The organism is Marinobacter halophilus (genome assembly GCF_003007685.1).
GTDB classification, from domain to species: Bacteria; Pseudomonadota; Gammaproteobacteria; order Pseudomonadales; family Oleiphilaceae; genus Marinobacter; species Marinobacter halophilus.
In genome coordinates, this window is record NZ_PXNN01000009.1 from 60,791 (window position 1) to 78,622 (window position 17,832).

The window sequence follows — 17,832 nt, forward strand, 5'->3', positions numbered from 1 at the left end:
CCACCAATAGATTGCGCCAAGTTACGAAGATTTACGGCTTTGAATAAGGTCTTGGCAGAGCTGATAGAAATCATTAGATATCGCGTCACGCTGGTAGCCATGAAGATATTGGAACTTATCAGCTAGCTGCTCGAAGGTTCTTTCATTCACCCAGCGGGTAAGCATTTGAGCCAGCGATGACGGGGTTGGCTCGAAGTATTCTACAACGCTATCGAGAGCGCCCCTCATCTGGTAGCCAGAAATGACCAGGGATGGTTTCCTATAAAGAAGAATATCGACGTCAACTCCAGACGCTTTGCTTTTGCCGTATACCTCATGATACTTGCGAAAGTGGGTATCGACCTGGATAGGCGCCACTAAAAAGTCGACTCCTCGAACTTTTTCTTCAAAAACTTCAGCCGGCACGTAGCTCTCGCTATAGTCCAGAGAGAATTTGGTGTCATCCAGCGATTTGAGTTTAGCTATTACTGATTGCGCTTGCTTATCGGCAGCTTTGCCAAGCAAAACCAGCCTGACCGGTTTGTTCAATTGCCCCAAGCACTCTTTGAGCGCCCTATACACTAGATCAAAATCTTTCTTCGCATTAGTTACTTTTCCAGTGATGGCAATACGAACCTCTCCGTCACCTTTTGCAATAGCGGGGCACGCCTCACCAAGAAACCCGAACGGCAGTACTGGAGGTAGAACTCGATGAGATAGCAACCATTTGTTATTCTTTACGTAATCAGTGACGGCTAAATTGGGAAACATGAAGTAGTCAATTTTCCTGAGCAACTTCTTTTTCGAGCGCCACTCGCCACCAATCCAAACCTTTCGAACCAAGTGGGAGATAATCCCGAAAACATTCAATAGCGGCTTGTCAAAATGTTCGAAAGGAGCAAGGTCACAATGTGCGTTATGGACTCTTACAATGGAGGGTGCTGAGGATTTAATTTGAGCCAGTTCATCCCAAAAATGACGAATCGTATTGAAATATAGGATATCCGCAGATTCAAACACCGATGCCATTCGGAGGATAAATGAACCTACCGACTCTTTCGGCGGCTTCAGATGTGCCGTGAAAGCTTTATCATCGGCTCCGGTTAATCCGGTATCTTTATAGATTCCCGGCAGTGTCACAATTGAGATTCTGAAAGCGCCATTACCCAAAACATCTACAATATTGCGAATTAACTCACTATGGTGGTGCAACTCGACCACGACGAGGTGAATTATCGGTTTGTCATTGTCACCCACAGCGAACTGACTCATAAAGACCTAATTATTGACATCCATTGCAAAGAGTAAACGCCAATAACTTATAGCTTGAATAAGCGCCTGAGCGCCAACTCCAGGCTATTCAGTTTTTTGAGCCAACGACTCCCTTGCATAGGGTAGTACCCCCACGGTTTTTTCAGGCCGCCATTTGTACACTCCAGAAAATCTTCAGCAAACGGAAGCACGTCTGGCGCTCTGTCATGTAATACCTCGGTGTCCTTATCGGTCATGATGCCATAGGGGAAAAGACCGCATCCGCGTGCTTTTTCAGCCAATCTCAAGGCCAAAGTCTTTCGCTTGCCCCGATACGCAGGCACCTCAGGAAGCCACATAGCGAACGGGGCAAAAAGGTGACCTATCCTTTCGAAATGTTCTCTTGCCTGCTGGTCGTTCTCTGGCTCGTTTCTGCGAAACTGCCAGTCCGCACCAATCAATCTGGAAGGGCGGGTAATCAAAACCGCAGAAAAGTAATGACCAGCGCTTTGTCCAGTATCTTCTTTACGATGATAGACCCGGTTGCCCTGATCAAACTTAAGGGTGGCCTCATCTCTGCTGCGATTCACCCCTTTCAAAAAACATGGATGAAGAAACGCTAGTTTCGGATTCTCATCAAACGTACGCGCAAAATTTGCAATCTCATCAGGAGCCAGTGGACGAACAACCTGCATGTCATCCTGGAGAAAACAAACAAGACTTCGGTCTGCCGCAAACTCCAACGCTGATTGCATATTGCCGTAGAGCCCACCCAGCTTGTGGGTAGATTGGTTTCCGGGCTGCAGTATCTGATGTTTTTCGGCCAGTCGGGAAAGCACCTCTTGGGTATAGCCGTCGTTGCTGCCATCATCAAATATTGCAATATCTGCATTAGGCACACTTTTCTCGATGGTACTGACGCAATGATCGAGGAAGCGACCACGGTTGAAGGAGAAAATACAAAATAGAAGTCGGGTGTTCATATGAAGTCTGGCGATCAGTTGGTTGATAAGTTAACTAGAGGCTTTTCGAGTCTTTATACGTTTCAGGAAAGTCTCAAGCTTTGCCAGTTTTCGGAGAAGACGGTAACGCCGGAGCGGATCGTAAATCCAGGGTGATCTCAGCCCATCAACTGCAACGGTAAGATAATCCTCGGCGATTGGAACCTGATTTTTCGGCCGGCTTCTGAGCTTTTCGACATTCTTGTTTTCCATAATCCGGAACGGATAAAACCCCGCCTTATTCACAAATTCCGCAAGCTGAAAGGAGAAGCTTTTTTTCTTGTTGCGGTAGGCTGGTGGGTTCGGTAGCCACATCGCAAAGGGTACAAAAAGATAACCCATTTCCAGAAAGTTTTGTTTTGCCTGCTGTTCGTTTTCAAATTCTCCCGGTACGAATTTCCAGTTGACTGAACGAAGGCGGTCGCTTCGGGTTATGGAAATGTCGGAGTAGTAGACACCGGCGACCTGCTTTTTACTTCTATGTTCACACACATACACGCCGCGATCTTCGCAGTAAACAAAGCGATCGAGTGTACGCTGGCGCGTGATTTGTTTCTGAAAAACGGGGGCCAGAAAACCGGCATTGGGGAACTTCTCAAAATGGCTCTCGAGGAAATCAAGGTCCTGGTCATCGATTTTGCGAACCAGCTGCGTGTCGTCTTGCAAGAAGCAGATCAGAGTTTTTTCTTCTACAGACTCAATCGCTCTCTGCATGTTGGTATAGAGGGCACCATGCTGGTCTCCGGATTTTTTGTCATCCCTGGTTCTTACTTCATGCCGCTGGGCGATGTACTTAAGTACCTGCTGGGTTTCGGGATCATTACTGGCATCGTCGTAAACAAAAATCTTGTGCCCCGGCGCGCAGGTTTCGATGGATTCGATACAGTTTCTGAGGTGGGGGCCTCGATTGTATGAGAAGACGAAAAAAATCACGAGTGGACTCCAGCTGGGTCAGTTTCGATGTGTGAGCTTATCCCATGCGCGGTTTGGGTGATGCCCCGCTGATCAACCTGAATTCTGTGTTGCTTGTTGGCTTCTACAGTTGCTGGGTCCACATATCCTCGCTTGTGGTCCAGGTGAATGACAATCGCGTTGTAACGCACATGCTTGGGTTTGATTCCAAGGTTCACCAGGCGTACGCCAAACTCACGATCTTCCCCACCGTAGGCCATAGTTTCGTCAAAACCATTCACCGCCAGAACGTCTCGCTTCCAGGCAGATCCATTAGACCCTTTGAATCTGCATCGTGTCGGGGTCAGAGCATTAAACAGGTGTGCCTGCCAACGGTTGGCCGTCAGCTTGCTGTTTTTATAAGAGGGTTTCAGTCCATGCGCTTTGAGCCAAGATAACTCAAAGCAGCGGCCGGACAGAATGTCATCCTTTGTAACAGCCTTGCTGGTAGCCATCGGTAGCTTGTGATAGCTGCCAGACAGGTATCGCCCTGGCCTGGCTTCGGTTGCGTGCACTTCCAGAAAATCCTGGCGCGGAATGCAGTCTCCATCGGTAAATACCAGGTAGTCTGTTTTCGTTTCCAATACGGCTTTGTTAAGAATACGGCACTTCTGAAACCCGTCGTCTTCCTGCCACACGTGTGTAATGCTGAGGTCGGTCTCATCCCTCATTCGGTCAATAAGCTGTCGGGTATCATCCTTTGAACCATCGTCAGCCAGGATGATTTCAAAATCCTTGTGGGTTTGTATGCTGTATCCCCAAAGGACTTTTTCCAACCACTCCGGCGAGTTGTAGGTGCTGATGATTACGGAAAGCTTCATAGATAAGGTTCGCGTGCTTTATGGCTTAGGTCTGTATGGGCTATTTTCTGCCGTAAACGTCCTCTAACCGGACAATGTCATCTTCACCAAGATAAGATCCGGATTGTACCTCAATCAGCTCAAGGTCAATAACACCGGGATTCTCCAGTGAGTGAACCTGGCCAACGGGAATATAGGTGGACTGGTTTTCGGTTACCAGATAGGTTTTTTCCCCATTGGTTACCTTGGCGGTGCCACTTACGACAACCCAGTGCTCGGCCCGGTGGTGGTGCATCTGTACCGATAACTTGGCACCGGGTTTAACAGTAATGCGTTTAACCTGGTAGCGCTTGCCATTGTCGATGGAATCGTAAACACCCCAGGGGCGGTATACCTCCCGGTGATTCATGTGCTCGTGCCGGCCATCGCCTTTGATGCGCTCGACGACCTTTTTTACGTCCTGAACCTTGTCTTTGTGGGCGACCAGCAGGGCATCTTTGGTTTCGATGATAATTAGGTCCTTCACTCCGACGGTGGCAACCAGCCGGCTTTCAGCCCGTACCAGAGTGCTCTCGGTATCGTGAGCGATGACGTCGCCGCCGAAGCTGTTGCCGTTCGTGTCTTTCTCTGACACTTCCCAAAGCGCAGACCAGGAGCCAATGTCGCTCCAGCCCGCATCTAGCGCTACCACCGCCGCGTTGCTGGTTTTCTCCATAACGGCGTAATCAATGGAATCCTCCGGGCATTCGGCAAAGATGCTTTCATTGATGCGGGTGAAGTGGAGATCTTCATCGGCGTCATCCACTGCCGCCTGGCAGATGGCCAGAATCTCCGGGCGATGCTTCTGGAGCTCCGCGAGGTACTGACGCGCGCCGAACATGAACATACCGCTGTTCCAGAGGTAGTCGCCGGAGGCCAGATAGTCCTGCGCCGTGGCCAAATCCGGCTTTTCAACGAAGCGATCAACGCCGTAACTGTCTTGTTCGAGTTCCTGTCCGCGTTGAATATAACCATAGCCGGTTTCCGCATGGCTCGGCACAATTCCGAAAGTGACCAACTTGCCTTGATGAGCCAGCGGAACGGCTTTCTGTATACCTTGCTGGAAGGCGGTTACATTCTGAATCAGGTGGTCTGCTGCGAGCACTAGCATCAGAGGGTCGTCACAATCATCACCGGTAGCCTTGGCCAGTTGCAGGGCCGCAAGCGCAATCGCTGGCGCGGTATTACGACCGCAAGGTTCTAGGATAATCCGCGCATCGTTGTAGCCCGCCTGGCGCATTTGTTCTGCAGCCAGAAAACGATGCTCTTCGTTACAAATCAGCAGCGGGTCAGCAGACTCCATGCCGTCCAGCCGGGCAACCGTGAGCTGCAGCATAGACAGGTGATCATCCGTCAGCTTCAGGAACTGTTTCGGGTTCAGTTGCCTGGACAACGGCCAAAGCCGGGAGCCGGTGCCTCCGGCCATAATGACGGGATGAATCATGTAATTGCTCCAAACGTGGCTTTCGGTCAGCATTGACGTTATTAAGTTACAGAATTTTACCACAGGAAATTCCACTCTGTAGCGTCTCAGGCTGAGTGGAACCCGCGCTACGGGCATTATCGATGAAATTACCGTTATCTGTTTACTACATCACGCTTAACGAGGAAGACCGGCTGCCGGAGTCCCTCGAGAAAGTTAAGGACTGGGCGGATGAAATTATTGTTGTTGATTCGGGTAGTACTGACAGCACCCGCAGAATAGCTGAATCTGCGGGTGCTCGTGTGGTGCATAGGGACTGGGAGGGATTTGCTAGCCAGAAAGCTTATGCTGCCAGTCTGTGCGCCAATGACTGGGTGTTGGATCTTGATGCTGACGAAGTGCTTTCAGATGAGTTGGTAACGAACATTCAGGCGTTGTTTTCCCAGCCGGCTCCGGTGGATGTAGCCGGATTTCGTATGCGATGGGTGCTGTCACAGCCGAATCCGGATCATCCCTTTCGTCATGACAAAACCAAGAAGATTCTGAGGTTATACAATCGCAGTCGAGCAGCGATTCATTCCGAAACGAACAGCAATGACGATCGCCCCAGGGTCCATCGAGGCAAAGTGCTTGATCTTAAGGGCGATGTGTTGCATCGAACGCTGATTTCTCTGGAGCAGATGGAGAAGAAATACTGTCAGCTATCTTCGGAACAGGCTCGATTTCTGATGCAGAAGGGCAGAAGAATATCGACGCCGCGTTTGATGGTGGAGTTCCCTTTGAAATTCCTGAAGTATTACTTGGTGCACCGCCAGATATTGAACGGCTGGTTTGGTTTCAGTGTCGCCATCACGGCAGCAAATCGCAACTTCATGCGACTGGCGAAGGCCAAGGAGTTGCAGATGATCGAGCGCTTGGAAGGTAAATCTCAGCGTTCTGAGCACTCACGATAGATCTGGATAGTGGTTTTTGTCATGGCATCTATGGTCAGCTCGGTTTGGGCTCGTTTCCGGGCAGTTGCCTGAGCTGCGAAGGCGTTTTCAAGGTTGATGTTGAGGTGGCGTGCAAATACCTCTGGGGGTGCGCCGGCTGGAATTATGTGATTTTCTGGAAGAAATTCGTTGGCAATGGGTACGTCGGTGGAAATGACGGGTTTGCCGAGTAAAAGCGCTTCAGCGCATACGTAGGAAAAGCCCTCTCTTTCGGAGCTGATCACCACCCCATCTACCGCCGCCATCAGTGCGGGCACGTCTGTACGGAAGCCGAGCAGCTTGACTGCGTCCGATTGACCGGTTGAGTTGATGAGTTCTTCAAGTCGCTGCTGCTCTGGCCCGTCACCGGCAATGAGCAGTGTTCCCGGGCAATACTGGAAGGCGTTGATGAGAAAGTCGAAGCCCTTTACCGGCGCCAATCTGCCAACGGCCAACCAAACTGGTCTCCTTGTTCCAGCGGGAAGCCGGGCGGGCGCCTGAGGCGTAACCGATACGCCGTTGTAGATGACGGTGACGCCGGGCTGGGCTATGTCGTTGGCGAGCGCCTGACTGACTGCGATCAGTTGATGAAAGGCGTCCGCTTTTGGGTAGCGTGACTTGAAGCCGTGAATGGTCGCCACTCGTACCTGGCGCTTTGTAAAAGGGGCAAGCCGCTGAAGAACGAAGGCGGCTTTGGTGCCTTGAGCGTGCAAGACGTCGTAGTTTCCCGCCCGGATGATACGCAGGATGGCTAGCAGCAGGGCCGGAGAGTTGCGGGAGCGGCGGGTATTTACCGGATAGAAGGTAACGCCCTTAAGGTCTTCCAGGTGCTGTGGTGCCGCGGCTACCTCCACCTGGTGGTCCAGGGCGATCATCGCCTTGGTCAGTTCCCGTGTGTGCTTCTCCAGACCCCCGACGCCGAGGTTGTCCGAAAGCATCAACATGAGAATCTTCATGCGGGTCGAGCGCCTTTTCGGGCGAGTACCCTTTCATAAATCGCCAATGTCGCCTCCGTCTGTGCTTTCAACAAAAACCGATCCGGCAGTTCAATGACCGGCCGGGGTTTGTCCAGCAATGCCAGCACGGTACTGGCAAACGCCCCGGAATCATCCGGCGCCACTAGCCCATCCTTGAAACAGGCCTGCAAGGTCTCCGCTGCGCCGCCCCGGTTGTAGGCCACTACCGGGGCGCCAGACGCCAGCGCCTCGGTGACCGTGCGCCCGAAAGGCTCCGGTTTGGTGGACATGTGGCACACCACATCGGCGAACAGGTACAGGTTGGTCATGTCATTGCGCTGGCCCAAAAAGGTAACCGTGTCGGTCAGCCCCAGCCGGCTGCGTTCGCGCTCCAGTTCCTGCAAGAAACGCTCTTTGCCGGGCTCGGCGCCCCCGACGATGATGCCGTGGCAATCCGGGCGCTGGCAGACGATGCGTGCCATGACTTCTAGGTAGTCCAGTTGGCCTTTCCAGCGGGAAATGCGGCCGGGCATCATGATGATCTTTTTGCCGGCCAGCTGCGGGAAGCGGGACAGCAGGATGTCCAGCCACTGGTCGTTGATAACTCGGTGTCGGAAGGCGTCAATGTCGACGCCACGCTGGATCACAGTCAGTTTGTCTTCCGGCAGGATAAAATTTTTCAGCACGTAGTCCCGAACGCAATTGGACACCGCGATCACATGGTCGGCTTTGGCCATGATGGCGCTGTAGGGGTTCACCGAGTACATGCCGTGAAAGGTCGACACAATGCCGGGTTGCTGGTCTGCCGGCAGGGTTTTCAGGGCCAGGTTGATAATCCATGCCGGCATGCGCGAACGCACATGAACGATGTCTGGCTTGAGTTCCTGCAACAGCTTGCGCATGGGCAGGATCTGCCCGAAAGAGGCCGGTGTTTTGCGGTGGATGGGCATGTGAATATGGGTCGAACCCTGGCCGCGAACTTGTTCGGCCATGGGGCCGCCGTTGGAGACCACAAAAGATTCGTGGCCACGCTTGACCAGTTCGGCGGCGAATTCCACGGTACCCCGTTCCACACCGCCACTGTAAAGCGCGGGCAAGGCCTGAAGGATCTTCAACGGTGGGGCTCCTTTGTGCTTTTCATATCTTTCCCGAGCCAAAGCCCCGCAACCCAGCGCGCTGCCCGGTCAGCCTCCCACAGCCGTTCGTGTCGGTCACTTTGCTCGGCCATGACCGCGGCATGATCGCTCCAGTGGGCAATCAGGCCTCGTTCGGCCAGGCGCTGCACGCCCTTGGCCACCCGGCTGCCGGAGCGGGCGGGCAATTCCAGTAGGCCGGTGGGCACACCGGAGGTGGCGGCTTCGCACACCATGGCCATGCTGTCGGGGGTTACCCAAGCGGCCCGGGAGGCGGCCAGCTGGTGGTTGAGCCAGTCTTCGTGTGTTCGGTTATGCTGCTCAACCGAGATCTTCAGACCTTGCAGTTCGGCTAACCGATCAGTGGTGGTTGCTGGCGTACGCCGGGAGTCGCTGATGGTCCAGCGCCATTGGGGATAGCGTGCAATCAGGTCACTGACTTGAGAGAGAATGGCGTCGTCGTCCCAGTCGAAGTGCTCGGAGGGGCCACCCACCAGGATCAGGGCTTCCGGTTTGCTGGTCAGTCTTGCCAGGGGGGTGACGGCGTTGATCACACCCTCGGTCAGCAGAACGCTGCGGCCGGGTTTTACGCCATCGTGGGCGGGAATGATGGCGCCATCCACCCAGCCAAGCGGGAAGGCGGGCTTCATCAGAACCAGCGTTTTGGCTTTACGGAACCGTCTTAACGCCAATAGCAGGCGATGAGTACCAGTCCCGGCGGCGATAATCAGATCTGGCCGGGGCAGGGTGGTGTCCATCGCCGGGGCGATGCCCAGCAGCGCGCGCCACACAGGCACAGAATATCCGGCAGCATCAATCCAGTACTGGCTCGCCCCGGTGAGCACACGCAAGCGGTTGCTCAGTCCCTTGAGCTGGTTTTTGTGGCCCGGTTTGTTATCGGTGATCAGCCAGATAACCGGCGCCTGCGTGTCTCTGCCCACAGTCTATCCTTTATCCTGTTTCTTGCGTCCGTAAAATCCGGGGTCATCGTGGTCAGGCCGGGTTTTGAAGCGGCGGTGCATCCACAGGTACTGGTCCGGTGCCTTTCGGACTTCCTGCTCAATTGCAGCATTGATGCGGGTGGCATCTTGCAGGTCGTCACCGCTCGGGAAGTCCTCCAGCGCTGGTTGAAAGTAGATGTCGTAGCCGGGTTGGTCGTCGCGTCGGAAGTGGCTGAAAGGCACCACTTTGCAACCGCTGCGCTCTACAATGCGGGAGGTGGCAGTAATGGTGCCTGTCGGGATCCCGAAAAATGGTGCAAACACGATGTCTTTGCGGCCGTAATCCTGGTCGGTGGCGTACCATACGGCCCGGTTCTTTTTCAGGCTTCGGAACAGACCGCGAAGGTCTTTTGATCCGAGCACGTTACCGTATCGACGGCCCCGGGCCCGGGTCATTACGGCGTTCATCAGAGGGTTGTTGTGATCCCGCTGCATCACATCCGCCTCAATGTGCTCCGTTACTAAACTGCCTCCCAGGTCCAGCGTGCTGTAGTGACCACCCAGCAACAATACACCCTGACCGGCCTCCAGCGCTTTGTGGTAATGCTCGAGGCCATGAACCCGGGTGATACTGTTCAGTTTGGCCGGGTCCCGAAACCAGGCGATGCCAATTTCCATAAGGCCGATGCCATTGGCAATAAAGCTGTTACGCACCAGAGCCGCCTGCTGTTGTTGGTTCAATTCCGGAAAGCACAGCCGGATGTTGACTTCGGTGATGTGCCGCCGGCTTTTGGCCAGTTTCCAGGCCAGCAGCCCGATCATCTTGCCCAGCCACCACTGTCCGCGGATGGGCAACTGGGCTGCCAGCCACATCAGAGCAATGCCCAGCCAGGTTGGCCACCAGCGTGGATGGCGGTAAGCTGAGAAGTCGGTATTTCTTGGCTGTTTGCGGTACTTCTTTTTCAAAATCGTGAATCCTGCATCGACAAACATGTAACCCGGGGGCAAGATGCAGCCCTCGTCAAATTTCGCACTATGATAACGCACTGTTTTGCCGGGAGTCCTGCGTGTTACAGTTTATCTATTCCCAGCTTATCCGCCTGGCCCTGCCGTTCATTCTGATCCGACTCTGGTGGCAGGGCCGCAAAGCTCCGGCGCTGCGGCAGGACTGGCAGCACCGCCTTGGCATTATTCCAGAAATTTCCGGTCCGGTGATCTGGGTGCACGCTGTGTCTGTGGGCGAAACCATCGCAGCCGGCCCTCTGGTGCGCCGGCTGCTGGCTCGTGATCTCGGTGCCACCATTCTGATGACGGCCATGACCGACACCGGCCTGGCCCAGGCCCGGAAGATGTTTGGTGACAGAGTAACCTATGCCTACGCCCCATACGATACACCCGGGAGCATTCGCCGCTTTCTCGGTCGCATCAATCCCCGCATTCTGGTCATCCTGGAAACTGAAATCTGGCCCAATATGATCCGCCAGTGTCGCCGCAGGCGAGTGCCGGTGTTTTTAATCAACGCCCGGCTGTCGGAGCGTTCGGCCCGGGGTTATGAACGGGTAAGGGGGCTGGCGGGCCCGGTCATGAATAGTATTAGTTGGGTGGCTGCCCAGGCCGAACGGGATGCTGAGCGGTTCCGCCGTATCGGTGTGGCAGCCAGCCATGTAGAGGTAACTGGCAGTGTGAAGTTTGACGTGGATATCCCGGAAGATGTGCAGGTCGCATCAGACGCTTTCCGCCAGACGCTCAGTGCCCGGCCGGTCTGGATAGCGGGCAGTACCCACGCAGGTGAAGATGAACAGTTGCTGCTGGCCCATCAAGGCATTCTTGAGAGCCATCCCAGGGCGCTGCTGATCGTGGTGCCAAGACACCCGGACCGCTTCGATGCGGTTGCCGCTATGGCAGAGGATCAGGGCTTTGTGCTGGCTCGACGGTCACTTGGGCAAGACCCAGCCGCTGCCCAGGTTTATCTGGGCGACACCATGGGCGAGTTGATGATGTTGTACGGTGTCAGTGATCTGGCTTTTGTGGGGGGCTCGCTGATCGAGCGGGGCGGGCACAATCCGTTGGAGCCGGCGGCCTGGGGTATACCGGTGTTTTCTGGTCCGCATATATTCAATTTTGAAACCATTTTCGAACGCCTGCTGGCCGATGGCGGTGTTCAATTGGTTAGAGGCAAAGAGGATGTGGTGCGTGAGGTGAGTCGGTTGTTTGCTGATCCGGGTGAGTGCAAGGCCTACGGCGAGCGTGCGCTGGCGGTAGTTAACAAAAACCGCGGCGCGCTGGACCGGGTGGTCGACGGGATTATCGAAAGGTTGTAATACCGGGTGCCGGATGGCACCCGGTATCGTCTGATCGGTGCCCGGCTTATTGCGCCGGGTAGTCCAGCGTGCGCTCCTGCTCTGCCAGGGCTTCAATGCCACGGGCATTGGCGCTGAGCCAGTTGTTCAGATCGATCAGGTCCTGCGGGCTTAACGTGCCGGCCGCCTGCTTCAGTTGCAGGGTATTGATGACGTAGTCGTAGCGGGCGTTGGCGTAATCCCGCAGTGCGACGTAGTAGGCTCGCTCCGCATCCAGCACTTCCACGATGTTCCGGGTACCCACATCATAACCGGCGCGAGTGGCGTCCAGCGCGCTGCGGCGGGATATGATGGTCTGCTCCAGGGCCGAGGCGGTTTCCACGTTGTTGTTCACGGTCAGGTACAGGCTGCGGGTGTTCACTCGCACGTCACGACGAACGGTGTTTAGATCCTGTTCTGCGACGTTAACCAATGACCGTTGCTGGCGCACACCGGCCTGGGTGCCACCACCCATGTAAAGGGGCACGTTTAGTTGCAGGCCGATGACCCCTTGAGTGCCTTCCTGTTGGGGCGTTTTTGAGCCATCAAGCTCTGACTCACCGTAGGATGCGGTTAAGTCGAGTGTCGGCATGTGCCCGGATTTGGCCACTTTCAGGTTCGCTTCGCTGACATTCAATTGTGACATCGCAGACAGAATAGACCAGTTCTGTTCTAAAGCGGTGGCTTCCCAGGCATTCGGATTCATCGGTTCCGGGCGACCTAATGGGAAGTTTTCGCGAAGATTTTCAAGGTCTTCCGCGTATTCTCCGGTCAGGCGGGCCAGTTGCTCACGTGCTACGTTCAGCTGGTTTTCGGCGGCAATACGCTGGCTCTTGCTGTCGTCATAGCTTGCGCGGGCTTCATACACTTCGGTAATGGCGATCAGTCCCACATCAAAGCGCTCCAGGGCCTGCTCATACTGGCGCTGAATAGCCGCTTCGGTGGCACCGGCCGTGGTGACGGTATCCTGGGCGCGCAACACGTTAAAGTAGGCGGTCGCCACATCCAAAATCAGCTGCTGTTGGGCCAGGTTGTATTGGGCCTGTGCGGATTCGGTCTGAAACTGGCTGGCATCGTAGCGAAACCAATTGTCAGCACGAAAGATCGGCTGCGTGAGCTGAACGCCATAATTCAGAGACTTATAGCTATCTCCCGGGCCGTTTTTGGCGTCAAAATCCGTATGGTTTGCCTCGGCAAACGCGCCAATTTGCGGCAATAGAGAACTTCTGCTGACATCGCTGGCGGCCTGCTGAGCCTGGAACTGGGCCATGGCCGAGGCGATGCCGGAGTCGTAAGACAGCGCCTTTTCATAGGTTTCCATCAGATCCAGAGAAAAGGCAGGCTGGGCTGCGAGCAGGGTGATCAACCCTGGAAGTAAACGTTTTTTCATTGTTTCTCCTGACGAGCTATCTCCGGGCATCCGTGATCTGGACACAGGAATCGAAAAGCCAGCGTGCACAGCAAGGTGCGCTTCGGCCGTGACCAAAAGGTAGTGTTTAGACATTATGGACAATAATCGCCCCCACCTCTACACTTGCAAATGTCTCTCATTTTATGAGCATGACAAGACAGTTTCGCGTCTTGACGGGGTGCTGATACGCCAGAAAACGGCGATTGGCTGAGATTGCATCGCAGAACCCGCGACCTGATCCGGATAATACCGGCGTAGGGATTAAGACCACATGAACAGTGCCAGAAGGCCCGAAATGGGTTACTCCGGCGCCGCTCCGTCATACGCGACCCGACACATCAGACCTCACCGGGAGCAGAACATGACGGACTTGCCAGCCTACCTCAGCGATTCCGCGACAGTGGATTCAGCAGCAATCAAACCATTACCAAGCTCACGAAAAATCTACGTGCAGGGTAGCCGAGCCGATCTGCGCGTGCCAATGCGGGAAATTACTGTGGGCGACACCCCCACGGAACTGGGTGGTGAAAAGAACGCCCCGGTGGTGGTTTACGACACCTCCGGTCCTTATTCCGACCCGGACGCAACCATCGACCTGCGTAAAGGCTTGCCGCCGGTCCGAGTGGCCTGGATTGCCGAGCGTGGTGATGTGGAGCATCTGGACGGCTACACCTCCGAATTCACCCGCCGTCGCATGAAAGACCCGCAGCTGGACCCGCTCCGGTTTATAGACGAGCGCAAACCGCTGAGGGCCAAGCCAGGCAAGAACGTCAGCCAGATGCACTATGCCCGCCAGGGCATCGTGACCCCGGAAATGGAATACATCGCCATCCGGGAAAATATGAAGCTACAAGAAGCCCGCGAACAGGGCCTGGTGGATGATCAACATCCGGGCCAGTCGTTCGGAGCCAGTCTGCCGAACGAAATCACCCCGGAATTTGTTCGGGACGAAGTTGCTCGCGGCCGCGCCATCATTCCGGCCAACATCAACCACCCGGAAATTGAACCGATGATCATCGGTCGCAACTTCCTGGTGAAGATCAACGGCAACATCGGCAACTCGGCGGTGACCTCGTCCATCGAAGAAGAAGTGGAGAAGCTCACCTGGGGTATCCGTTGGGGCTCAGACACCGTGATGGACTTGTCCACCGGCAAGAACATTCACGAGACCCGTGAGTGGATCATCCGTAACTCGCCGGTACCCATCGGCACCGTGCCCATCTATCAGGCCTTGGAAAAAGTCGGCGGTGTGGCCGAAGACCTGACCTGGGAAATCTTTCGCGACACCCTGATCGAACAAGCGGAGCAGGGCGTGGATTACTTCACCATCCACGCCGGCGTACGCTTGCACCATGTGCCCATGACCGCCAAACGCACCACCGGGATTGTCTCCCGCGGTGGCTCGATCATGGCCAAGTGGTGCCTGGCGCACCATCAAGAGAGCTTTCTGTACGAGCACTTTGAAGACATCTGCGAAATCATGAAGGCCTACGATGTATCGTTCAGCCTCGGCGACGGCCTGCGCCCCGGCTCCATCGCCGATGCCAACGATGCCGCCCAGTTCGGTGAACTGGAAACCCTGGGTGAGCTCACCAAGATTGCCTGGAAGCACGATGTCCAGTGCATGATCGAAGGCCCGGGCCATGTGCCCATGCATCTGATCAAAGAGAACATGGACAAGCAGCTGGAATGCTGTGACGAAGCGCCGTTCTACACCCTTGGCCCGCTGACCACCGACATCGCTCCGGGCTACGATCACATCACGTCGGGCATTGGTGCGGCGATGATCGGCTGGTTTGGTTGCGCCATGCTCTGTTATGTGACGCCAAAAGAGCATCTGGGCCTGCCCAACAAGGACGATGTCAAAACCGGGATCATCACCTACAAGATCGCCGCGCACGCTGCGGATCTCGCAAAGGGCCATCCCGGCGCCCAGATCCGCGACAATGCGTTGTCTAAGGCCCGTTTCGAGTTCCGCTGGGAAGACCAGTTCAACCTTGCCCTGGACCCGGACACGGCCCGTGCCTACCACGACGAAACCTTGCCCAAGGATTCCGCCAAGGTGGCGCACTTCTGCTCCATGTGCGGCCCCAAGTTCTGCTCCATGAAGATCTCGCAGGAAGTGCGGGATTACGCAGCGGAGCACGGCATCGACGAGGTGTCGGCGATTGATGCTGGCATGCAGGCCAAATCGCGGGAGTTCGTGACGTCCGGCTCGAAGCTTTACGACAAGGTTTGAGTTGGGTGTTTTCGATCACCTAGCCTTCTGACTGGGTGCTCAGAGCCGGGGTGGTGGCCGTTTTCTGAACAAGGCCACCCCCAATGGCTGCATAGCACCTAGCGCAGAAGGCTTGGGGCTGTAACTTGCACCCCTGCCGTGGTTCCGGCTATCGTTCAAAACCGAAATCAAAACCGGAAGCATCAATGCCGAAACCGTTCCAGTTCAATGCCAGCGACGTCAACATCGAAAAGCGCGAAACCGTGTTCCAGGGCTTCTTCCGCATGGACAAGCTCTGGCTGACCCACCCGCGCTTTGATGGCGGAGACATGCCCACCTTTACCCGTGAGCTATTCATTCGCGGCGACGCCACCTGCGTGCTCCCCTATGACCCGGAGCGGGACCAGGTGGTGTTGCTGGAACAGTTCCGGCTCGGTGCGCTTGGCCGCAACCAGTCGCCCTGGCTGCTCGAACTTGTGGCCGGCATGAACGAAGACGGCGAAAGCCCGGAAGAAGTTGCCCAACGCGAGGGCCAGGAAGAAGCGGGTCTGAGCTTCAGTCGTCTCGATAAAATCTGTGATTACCTGGTATCCCCCGGTGGCACCACTGAAATGATCCATCTCTATTGCGGCCAGGTCAGCACTGCCGATGCAGGCGGTGTGTTTGGTGTGGAGCACGAGCACGAAGACATCCTGTCTCACGTGGTCTCCGCCGACGATACCTTCGCGATGATTGCCGACGGCCGCATCAACAACGCCGCCGCCATCATCGCCATCCAGTGGCTGCAACTGAACCGGGACAGGTTGCGCCGGGAGTGGCGGGCATGACCGAGTGGGTGAAGCGGCCAAAGTCCTACGTGCCGGACCTGCGCCAGTTAGGGGCATTGTGCGATGGCAATTACCAGCGCTTGCGTAAGCTGCGCAAGTTGGAAGTGGATGGTCAGCCGGTGTGTGAAATTGAGCTGCACCGGGAACATCAGTACCTGGGTCGGGTGCGAATTGAAGTGCTGCAAACGGCCAGGTTCACCGAAACCCTGTTGTTGGAGCAGGTCCATAACAGCGGCCGCTGGCTCAACAACCCTCGCATGACCGTTCGCGTTTACCATGATGCCGCCATGGCGGAAGTCATCAGTTGCTACCGGCACCGACAAATCGCGCCGGTGAACGATTACCCGAACCGGTTCATGCACCATCCGGATGAGAAGGTTCAGGTAAATGGCTTTCTCGCCGATTGGCTGGACTATTGTCTGCGCTTTGGTCACCTGCCCATGGAGCACGCCGCCTGGACTGCCGGACAGGGTGTCGACTGAGCTGCGATTTACCTGGCGGGCGCGGGTTCCCTGCACCTTGGTTGTCAAATACTGCAAAATATTTGGTGAAGCTGGTCAGAATGTGACTTATCTTCCATTCAGGAATGATTAAACTGAACTCAGCCGTCGTACACTTGTCAGTTATTTCAACTGGTTGCAATGGACAACAACAGGGCCTGCATGACCAACTCTGAATTCCAACGCCCATTACGGGTGCTGCAGTTGACCGACCCACACCTGATGGCGTCGGCAGATGGCGCGTTGCTGGGCGTGAACACCCGTGACAGCCTGGCCGCCGTGATCGATGAGGTGCTTCGGGCCCACGGTCAGCCGGATCTGATTCTGGCGACCGGTGATCTTGCTCAGGACGCGTCCGCTGAAGCCTATCGATATCTCGGCCAACAACTGGCGGCTTTTGATTGTCCCGCCCTCTGGATCGCGGGAAATCATGACGACTCTGCCCTGATGAGTGCGATTGCCGAAGAGTTTCAGTCACGCCAGCGCCAAAGGGTGCAGGGCGGCTGGCATTTTTTGATGCTCGATTCTTCAGTACATGGCAAAGTGTTCGGTGAGTTGGCCTCGGGTGAACTCGACTTCCTCGATCGCGCGCTCTCAGAACAGCCTGATCTCCCCGCCATGATCTGCCTGCATCACCATCCCGTGGATATTGGCGCGGACTGGATGGAAAACATCGGGTTGACCAACCGCGACGAATTCTGGGGAGTTATCGATAAGCACCCCCAAGTGAAGGTTGTGCTTTGGGGGCATATCCATCAGGAGCTTCAACAACAACGGAACGGCGTTCAACTCCTGGCCACGCCGTCGACCTGCATCCAGTTCGCCACGGATTCCCGCAAGTTCGCGGTAGAGCCGCTAGCGCCTGGTTATCGCTGGTTCGAGCTGGACACTTCTGGCAGCTTCACCACGGAGGTCCGTCGGGCGAATCAGTTCGAATTCGATCTGGACGAGAAAAGTACCGGGTACTGACGCAGCCTCCCCCCCCACACACAAACCGTCAGCGAATCTCTGGTCTGCCAATGGAATGCAGGTCACTGTTTTTGATGGCCGATTTGCTACCATTGATTCGCTGTGAATGTGGTTTCACAAGGA

The 17,832-nt window shown here is 55.4% G+C and carries 16 protein-coding genes and 1 riboswitch; of the genes, 6 read left to right on the plus strand and 10 right to left on the minus strand.

Annotated elements, in window-relative coordinates; genetic code table 11:
• Positions 1-21 precede the first annotated feature (21 nt).
• From C7H08_RS05790 to C7H08_RS05810, 5 genes are all read right to left on the minus strand, one after another.
• On the minus strand, positions 22-1,236 hold the full coding sequence (locus tag C7H08_RS05790) for a hypothetical protein (RefSeq protein WP_133169821.1): 1,215 nt from the start codon (positions 1,234-1,236) through the stop codon (positions 22-24).
• 62 nt (positions 1,237-1,298) lie between these two features.
• Entirely contained in the window at positions 1,299-2,213 is a 915-nt protein-coding gene (locus C7H08_RS05795) for a glycosyltransferase family 2 protein (RefSeq protein ID WP_106670798.1), read from the minus strand.
• Positions 2,214-2,243: 30 nt separating this feature from the next.
• A complete protein-coding gene (locus C7H08_RS05800; protein ID WP_106670799.1) occupies positions 2,244-3,164 on the minus strand; it encodes a glycosyltransferase family A protein in 921 nt (306 codons plus the stop codon).
• Entirely contained in the window at positions 3,161-4,003 is an 843-nt protein-coding gene (locus C7H08_RS05805; RefSeq protein ID WP_106670800.1) for a glycosyltransferase family 2 protein, read from the minus strand. The genes C7H08_RS05800 and C7H08_RS05805 overlap by 4 nt, the downstream gene beginning before the upstream one ends.
• 40 nt (positions 4,004-4,043) lie before the next feature.
• Positions 4,044-5,465: a mannose-1-phosphate guanylyltransferase/mannose-6-phosphate isomerase gene (locus tag C7H08_RS05810; protein ID WP_106670801.1), complete on the minus strand. Its 1,422-nt coding sequence runs from the start codon at positions 5,463-5,465 to the stop codon at positions 4,044-4,046.
• Positions 5,466-5,560: 95 nt separating this feature from the next.
• On the opposite strand from C7H08_RS05810, the gene C7H08_RS05815 reads away from it, so the two are divergent.
• On the plus strand, positions 5,561-6,397 hold the full coding sequence (locus C7H08_RS05815) for a glycosyltransferase family 2 protein (protein WP_227663428.1): 837 nt from the start codon (positions 5,561-5,563) through the stop codon (positions 6,395-6,397).
• Here C7H08_RS05815 and C7H08_RS05820 read toward each other — a convergent pair.
• The 4 genes from C7H08_RS05820 to lpxL are packed head-to-tail and all read right to left on the minus strand — an operon-like array spanning position 6,373 to position 10,411.
• Positions 6,373-7,371 (minus strand): glycosyltransferase, encoded by a 999-nt coding sequence (locus C7H08_RS05820; RefSeq protein ID WP_106670803.1) that lies wholly within the window; start codon positions 7,369-7,371, stop codon positions 6,373-6,375. The genes C7H08_RS05815 and C7H08_RS05820 overlap by 25 nt on opposite strands.
• Positions 7,368-8,486: a glycosyltransferase family 4 protein gene (locus C7H08_RS05825; RefSeq protein WP_106670804.1), complete on the minus strand. Its 1,119-nt coding sequence runs from the start codon at positions 8,484-8,486 to the stop codon at positions 7,368-7,370. Before C7H08_RS05825 ends, C7H08_RS05820 begins: the two co-directional genes overlap by 4 nt.
• Positions 8,483-9,445 carry a mitochondrial fission ELM1 family protein gene (locus tag C7H08_RS05830; protein WP_106670805.1) on the minus strand — a complete coding sequence of 321 codons (963 nt, stop codon included), beginning with the start codon at positions 9,443-9,445 and terminating at the stop codon, positions 8,483-8,485. Before C7H08_RS05830 ends, C7H08_RS05825 begins: the two co-directional genes overlap by 4 nt.
• Before the next feature lie 3 nt (positions 9,446-9,448).
• Complete coding sequence (gene lpxL / locus C7H08_RS05835; RefSeq protein WP_227663427.1) at positions 9,449-10,411, minus strand: LpxL/LpxP family Kdo(2)-lipid IV(A) lauroyl/palmitoleoyl acyltransferase; 963 nt, start codon at positions 10,409-10,411, stop codon at positions 9,449-9,451.
• A 101-nt stretch (positions 10,412-10,512) separates the two neighbouring features.
• Between lpxL and waaA the strand changes: the two genes are divergently transcribed.
• Positions 10,513-11,766, plus strand: coding sequence for a lipid IV(A) 3-deoxy-D-manno-octulosonic acid transferase (gene waaA, locus C7H08_RS05840; protein WP_106670806.1), 1,254 nt, complete (start codon positions 10,513-10,515; stop codon positions 11,764-11,766).
• 46 nt (positions 11,767-11,812) lie between these two features.
• Here the strand turns inward: waaA and C7H08_RS05845 are convergent, their stop codons facing one another.
• Complete coding sequence (locus C7H08_RS05845; protein ID WP_106670807.1) at positions 11,813-13,174, minus strand: TolC family outer membrane protein; 1,362 nt, start codon at positions 13,172-13,174, stop codon at positions 11,813-11,815.
• A gap of 185 nt (positions 13,175-13,359) precedes the next feature.
• Positions 13,360-13,473: riboswitch (TPP riboswitch) on the plus strand.
• Positions 13,474-13,556: 83 nt separating this feature from the next.
• Here C7H08_RS05845 and thiC point away from each other — a divergent pair.
• The 4 genes from thiC to cpdA all read left to right on the plus strand — a co-directional run bounded on the left by thiC (position 13,557) and on the right by cpdA (position 17,709).
• The gene (thiC, locus tag C7H08_RS05850; protein ID WP_106670808.1) at positions 13,557-15,434 is read left to right on the plus strand and encodes a phosphomethylpyrimidine synthase ThiC; all 1,878 of its coding nucleotides are present in this window, start codon (positions 13,557-13,559) and stop codon (positions 15,432-15,434) included.
• Between the two features lie 185 nt (positions 15,435-15,619).
• Positions 15,620-16,240, plus strand: coding sequence for an NUDIX domain-containing protein (locus C7H08_RS05855; protein ID WP_106670809.1), 621 nt, complete (start codon positions 15,620-15,622; stop codon positions 16,238-16,240).
• The gene (locus tag C7H08_RS05860) at positions 16,237-16,722 is read left to right on the plus strand and encodes a DUF1249 domain-containing protein (RefSeq protein WP_106670810.1); all 486 of its coding nucleotides are present in this window, start codon (positions 16,237-16,239) and stop codon (positions 16,720-16,722) included. Before C7H08_RS05855 ends, C7H08_RS05860 begins: the two co-directional genes overlap by 4 nt.
• Positions 16,723-16,902: 180 nt before the next feature.
• Positions 16,903-17,709, plus strand: coding sequence for a 3',5'-cyclic-AMP phosphodiesterase (gene cpdA, locus C7H08_RS05865; RefSeq protein ID WP_106670896.1), 807 nt, complete (start codon positions 16,903-16,905; stop codon positions 17,707-17,709).
• The last annotated feature ends 123 nt before the right edge of the window (positions 17,710-17,832 follow it).

Excerpts from the sequence above, each read along its gene's own strand:
- C7H08_RS05855 (WP_106670809.1), top strand. The coding sequence starts at position 15,620 with ATGCCGAAACCGTTCCAGTTCAATGCCAGCGACGTCAACATCGAAAAG.
- C7H08_RS05795 (WP_106670798.1), bottom strand. The coding sequence starts at position 2,213 with ATGAACACCCGACTTCTATTTTGTATTTTCTCCTTCAACCGTGGTCGC.
- C7H08_RS05805 (WP_106670800.1), bottom strand. The coding sequence starts at position 4,003 with ATGAAGCTTTCCGTAATCATCAGCACCTACAACTCGCCGGAGTGGTTG.
- thiC (WP_106670808.1), top strand. The coding sequence starts at position 13,557 with ATGACGGACTTGCCAGCCTACCTCAGCGATTCCGCGACAGTGGATTCA.
- C7H08_RS05810 (WP_106670801.1), bottom strand. The coding sequence starts at position 5,465 with ATGATTCATCCCGTCATTATGGCCGGAGGCACCGGCTCCCGGCTTTGG.
- C7H08_RS05820 (WP_106670803.1), bottom strand. The coding sequence starts at position 7,371 with ATGAAGATTCTCATGTTGATGCTTTCGGACAACCTCGGCGTCGGGGGT.
- C7H08_RS05845 (WP_106670807.1), bottom strand. The coding sequence starts at position 13,174 with ATGAAAAAACGTTTACTTCCAGGGTTGATCACCCTGCTCGCAGCCCAG.
- cpdA (WP_106670896.1), top strand. The coding sequence starts at position 16,903 with ATGACCAACTCTGAATTCCAACGCCCATTACGGGTGCTGCAGTTGACC.
- C7H08_RS05860 (WP_106670810.1), top strand. The coding sequence starts at position 16,237 with ATGACCGAGTGGGTGAAGCGGCCAAAGTCCTACGTGCCGGACCTGCGC.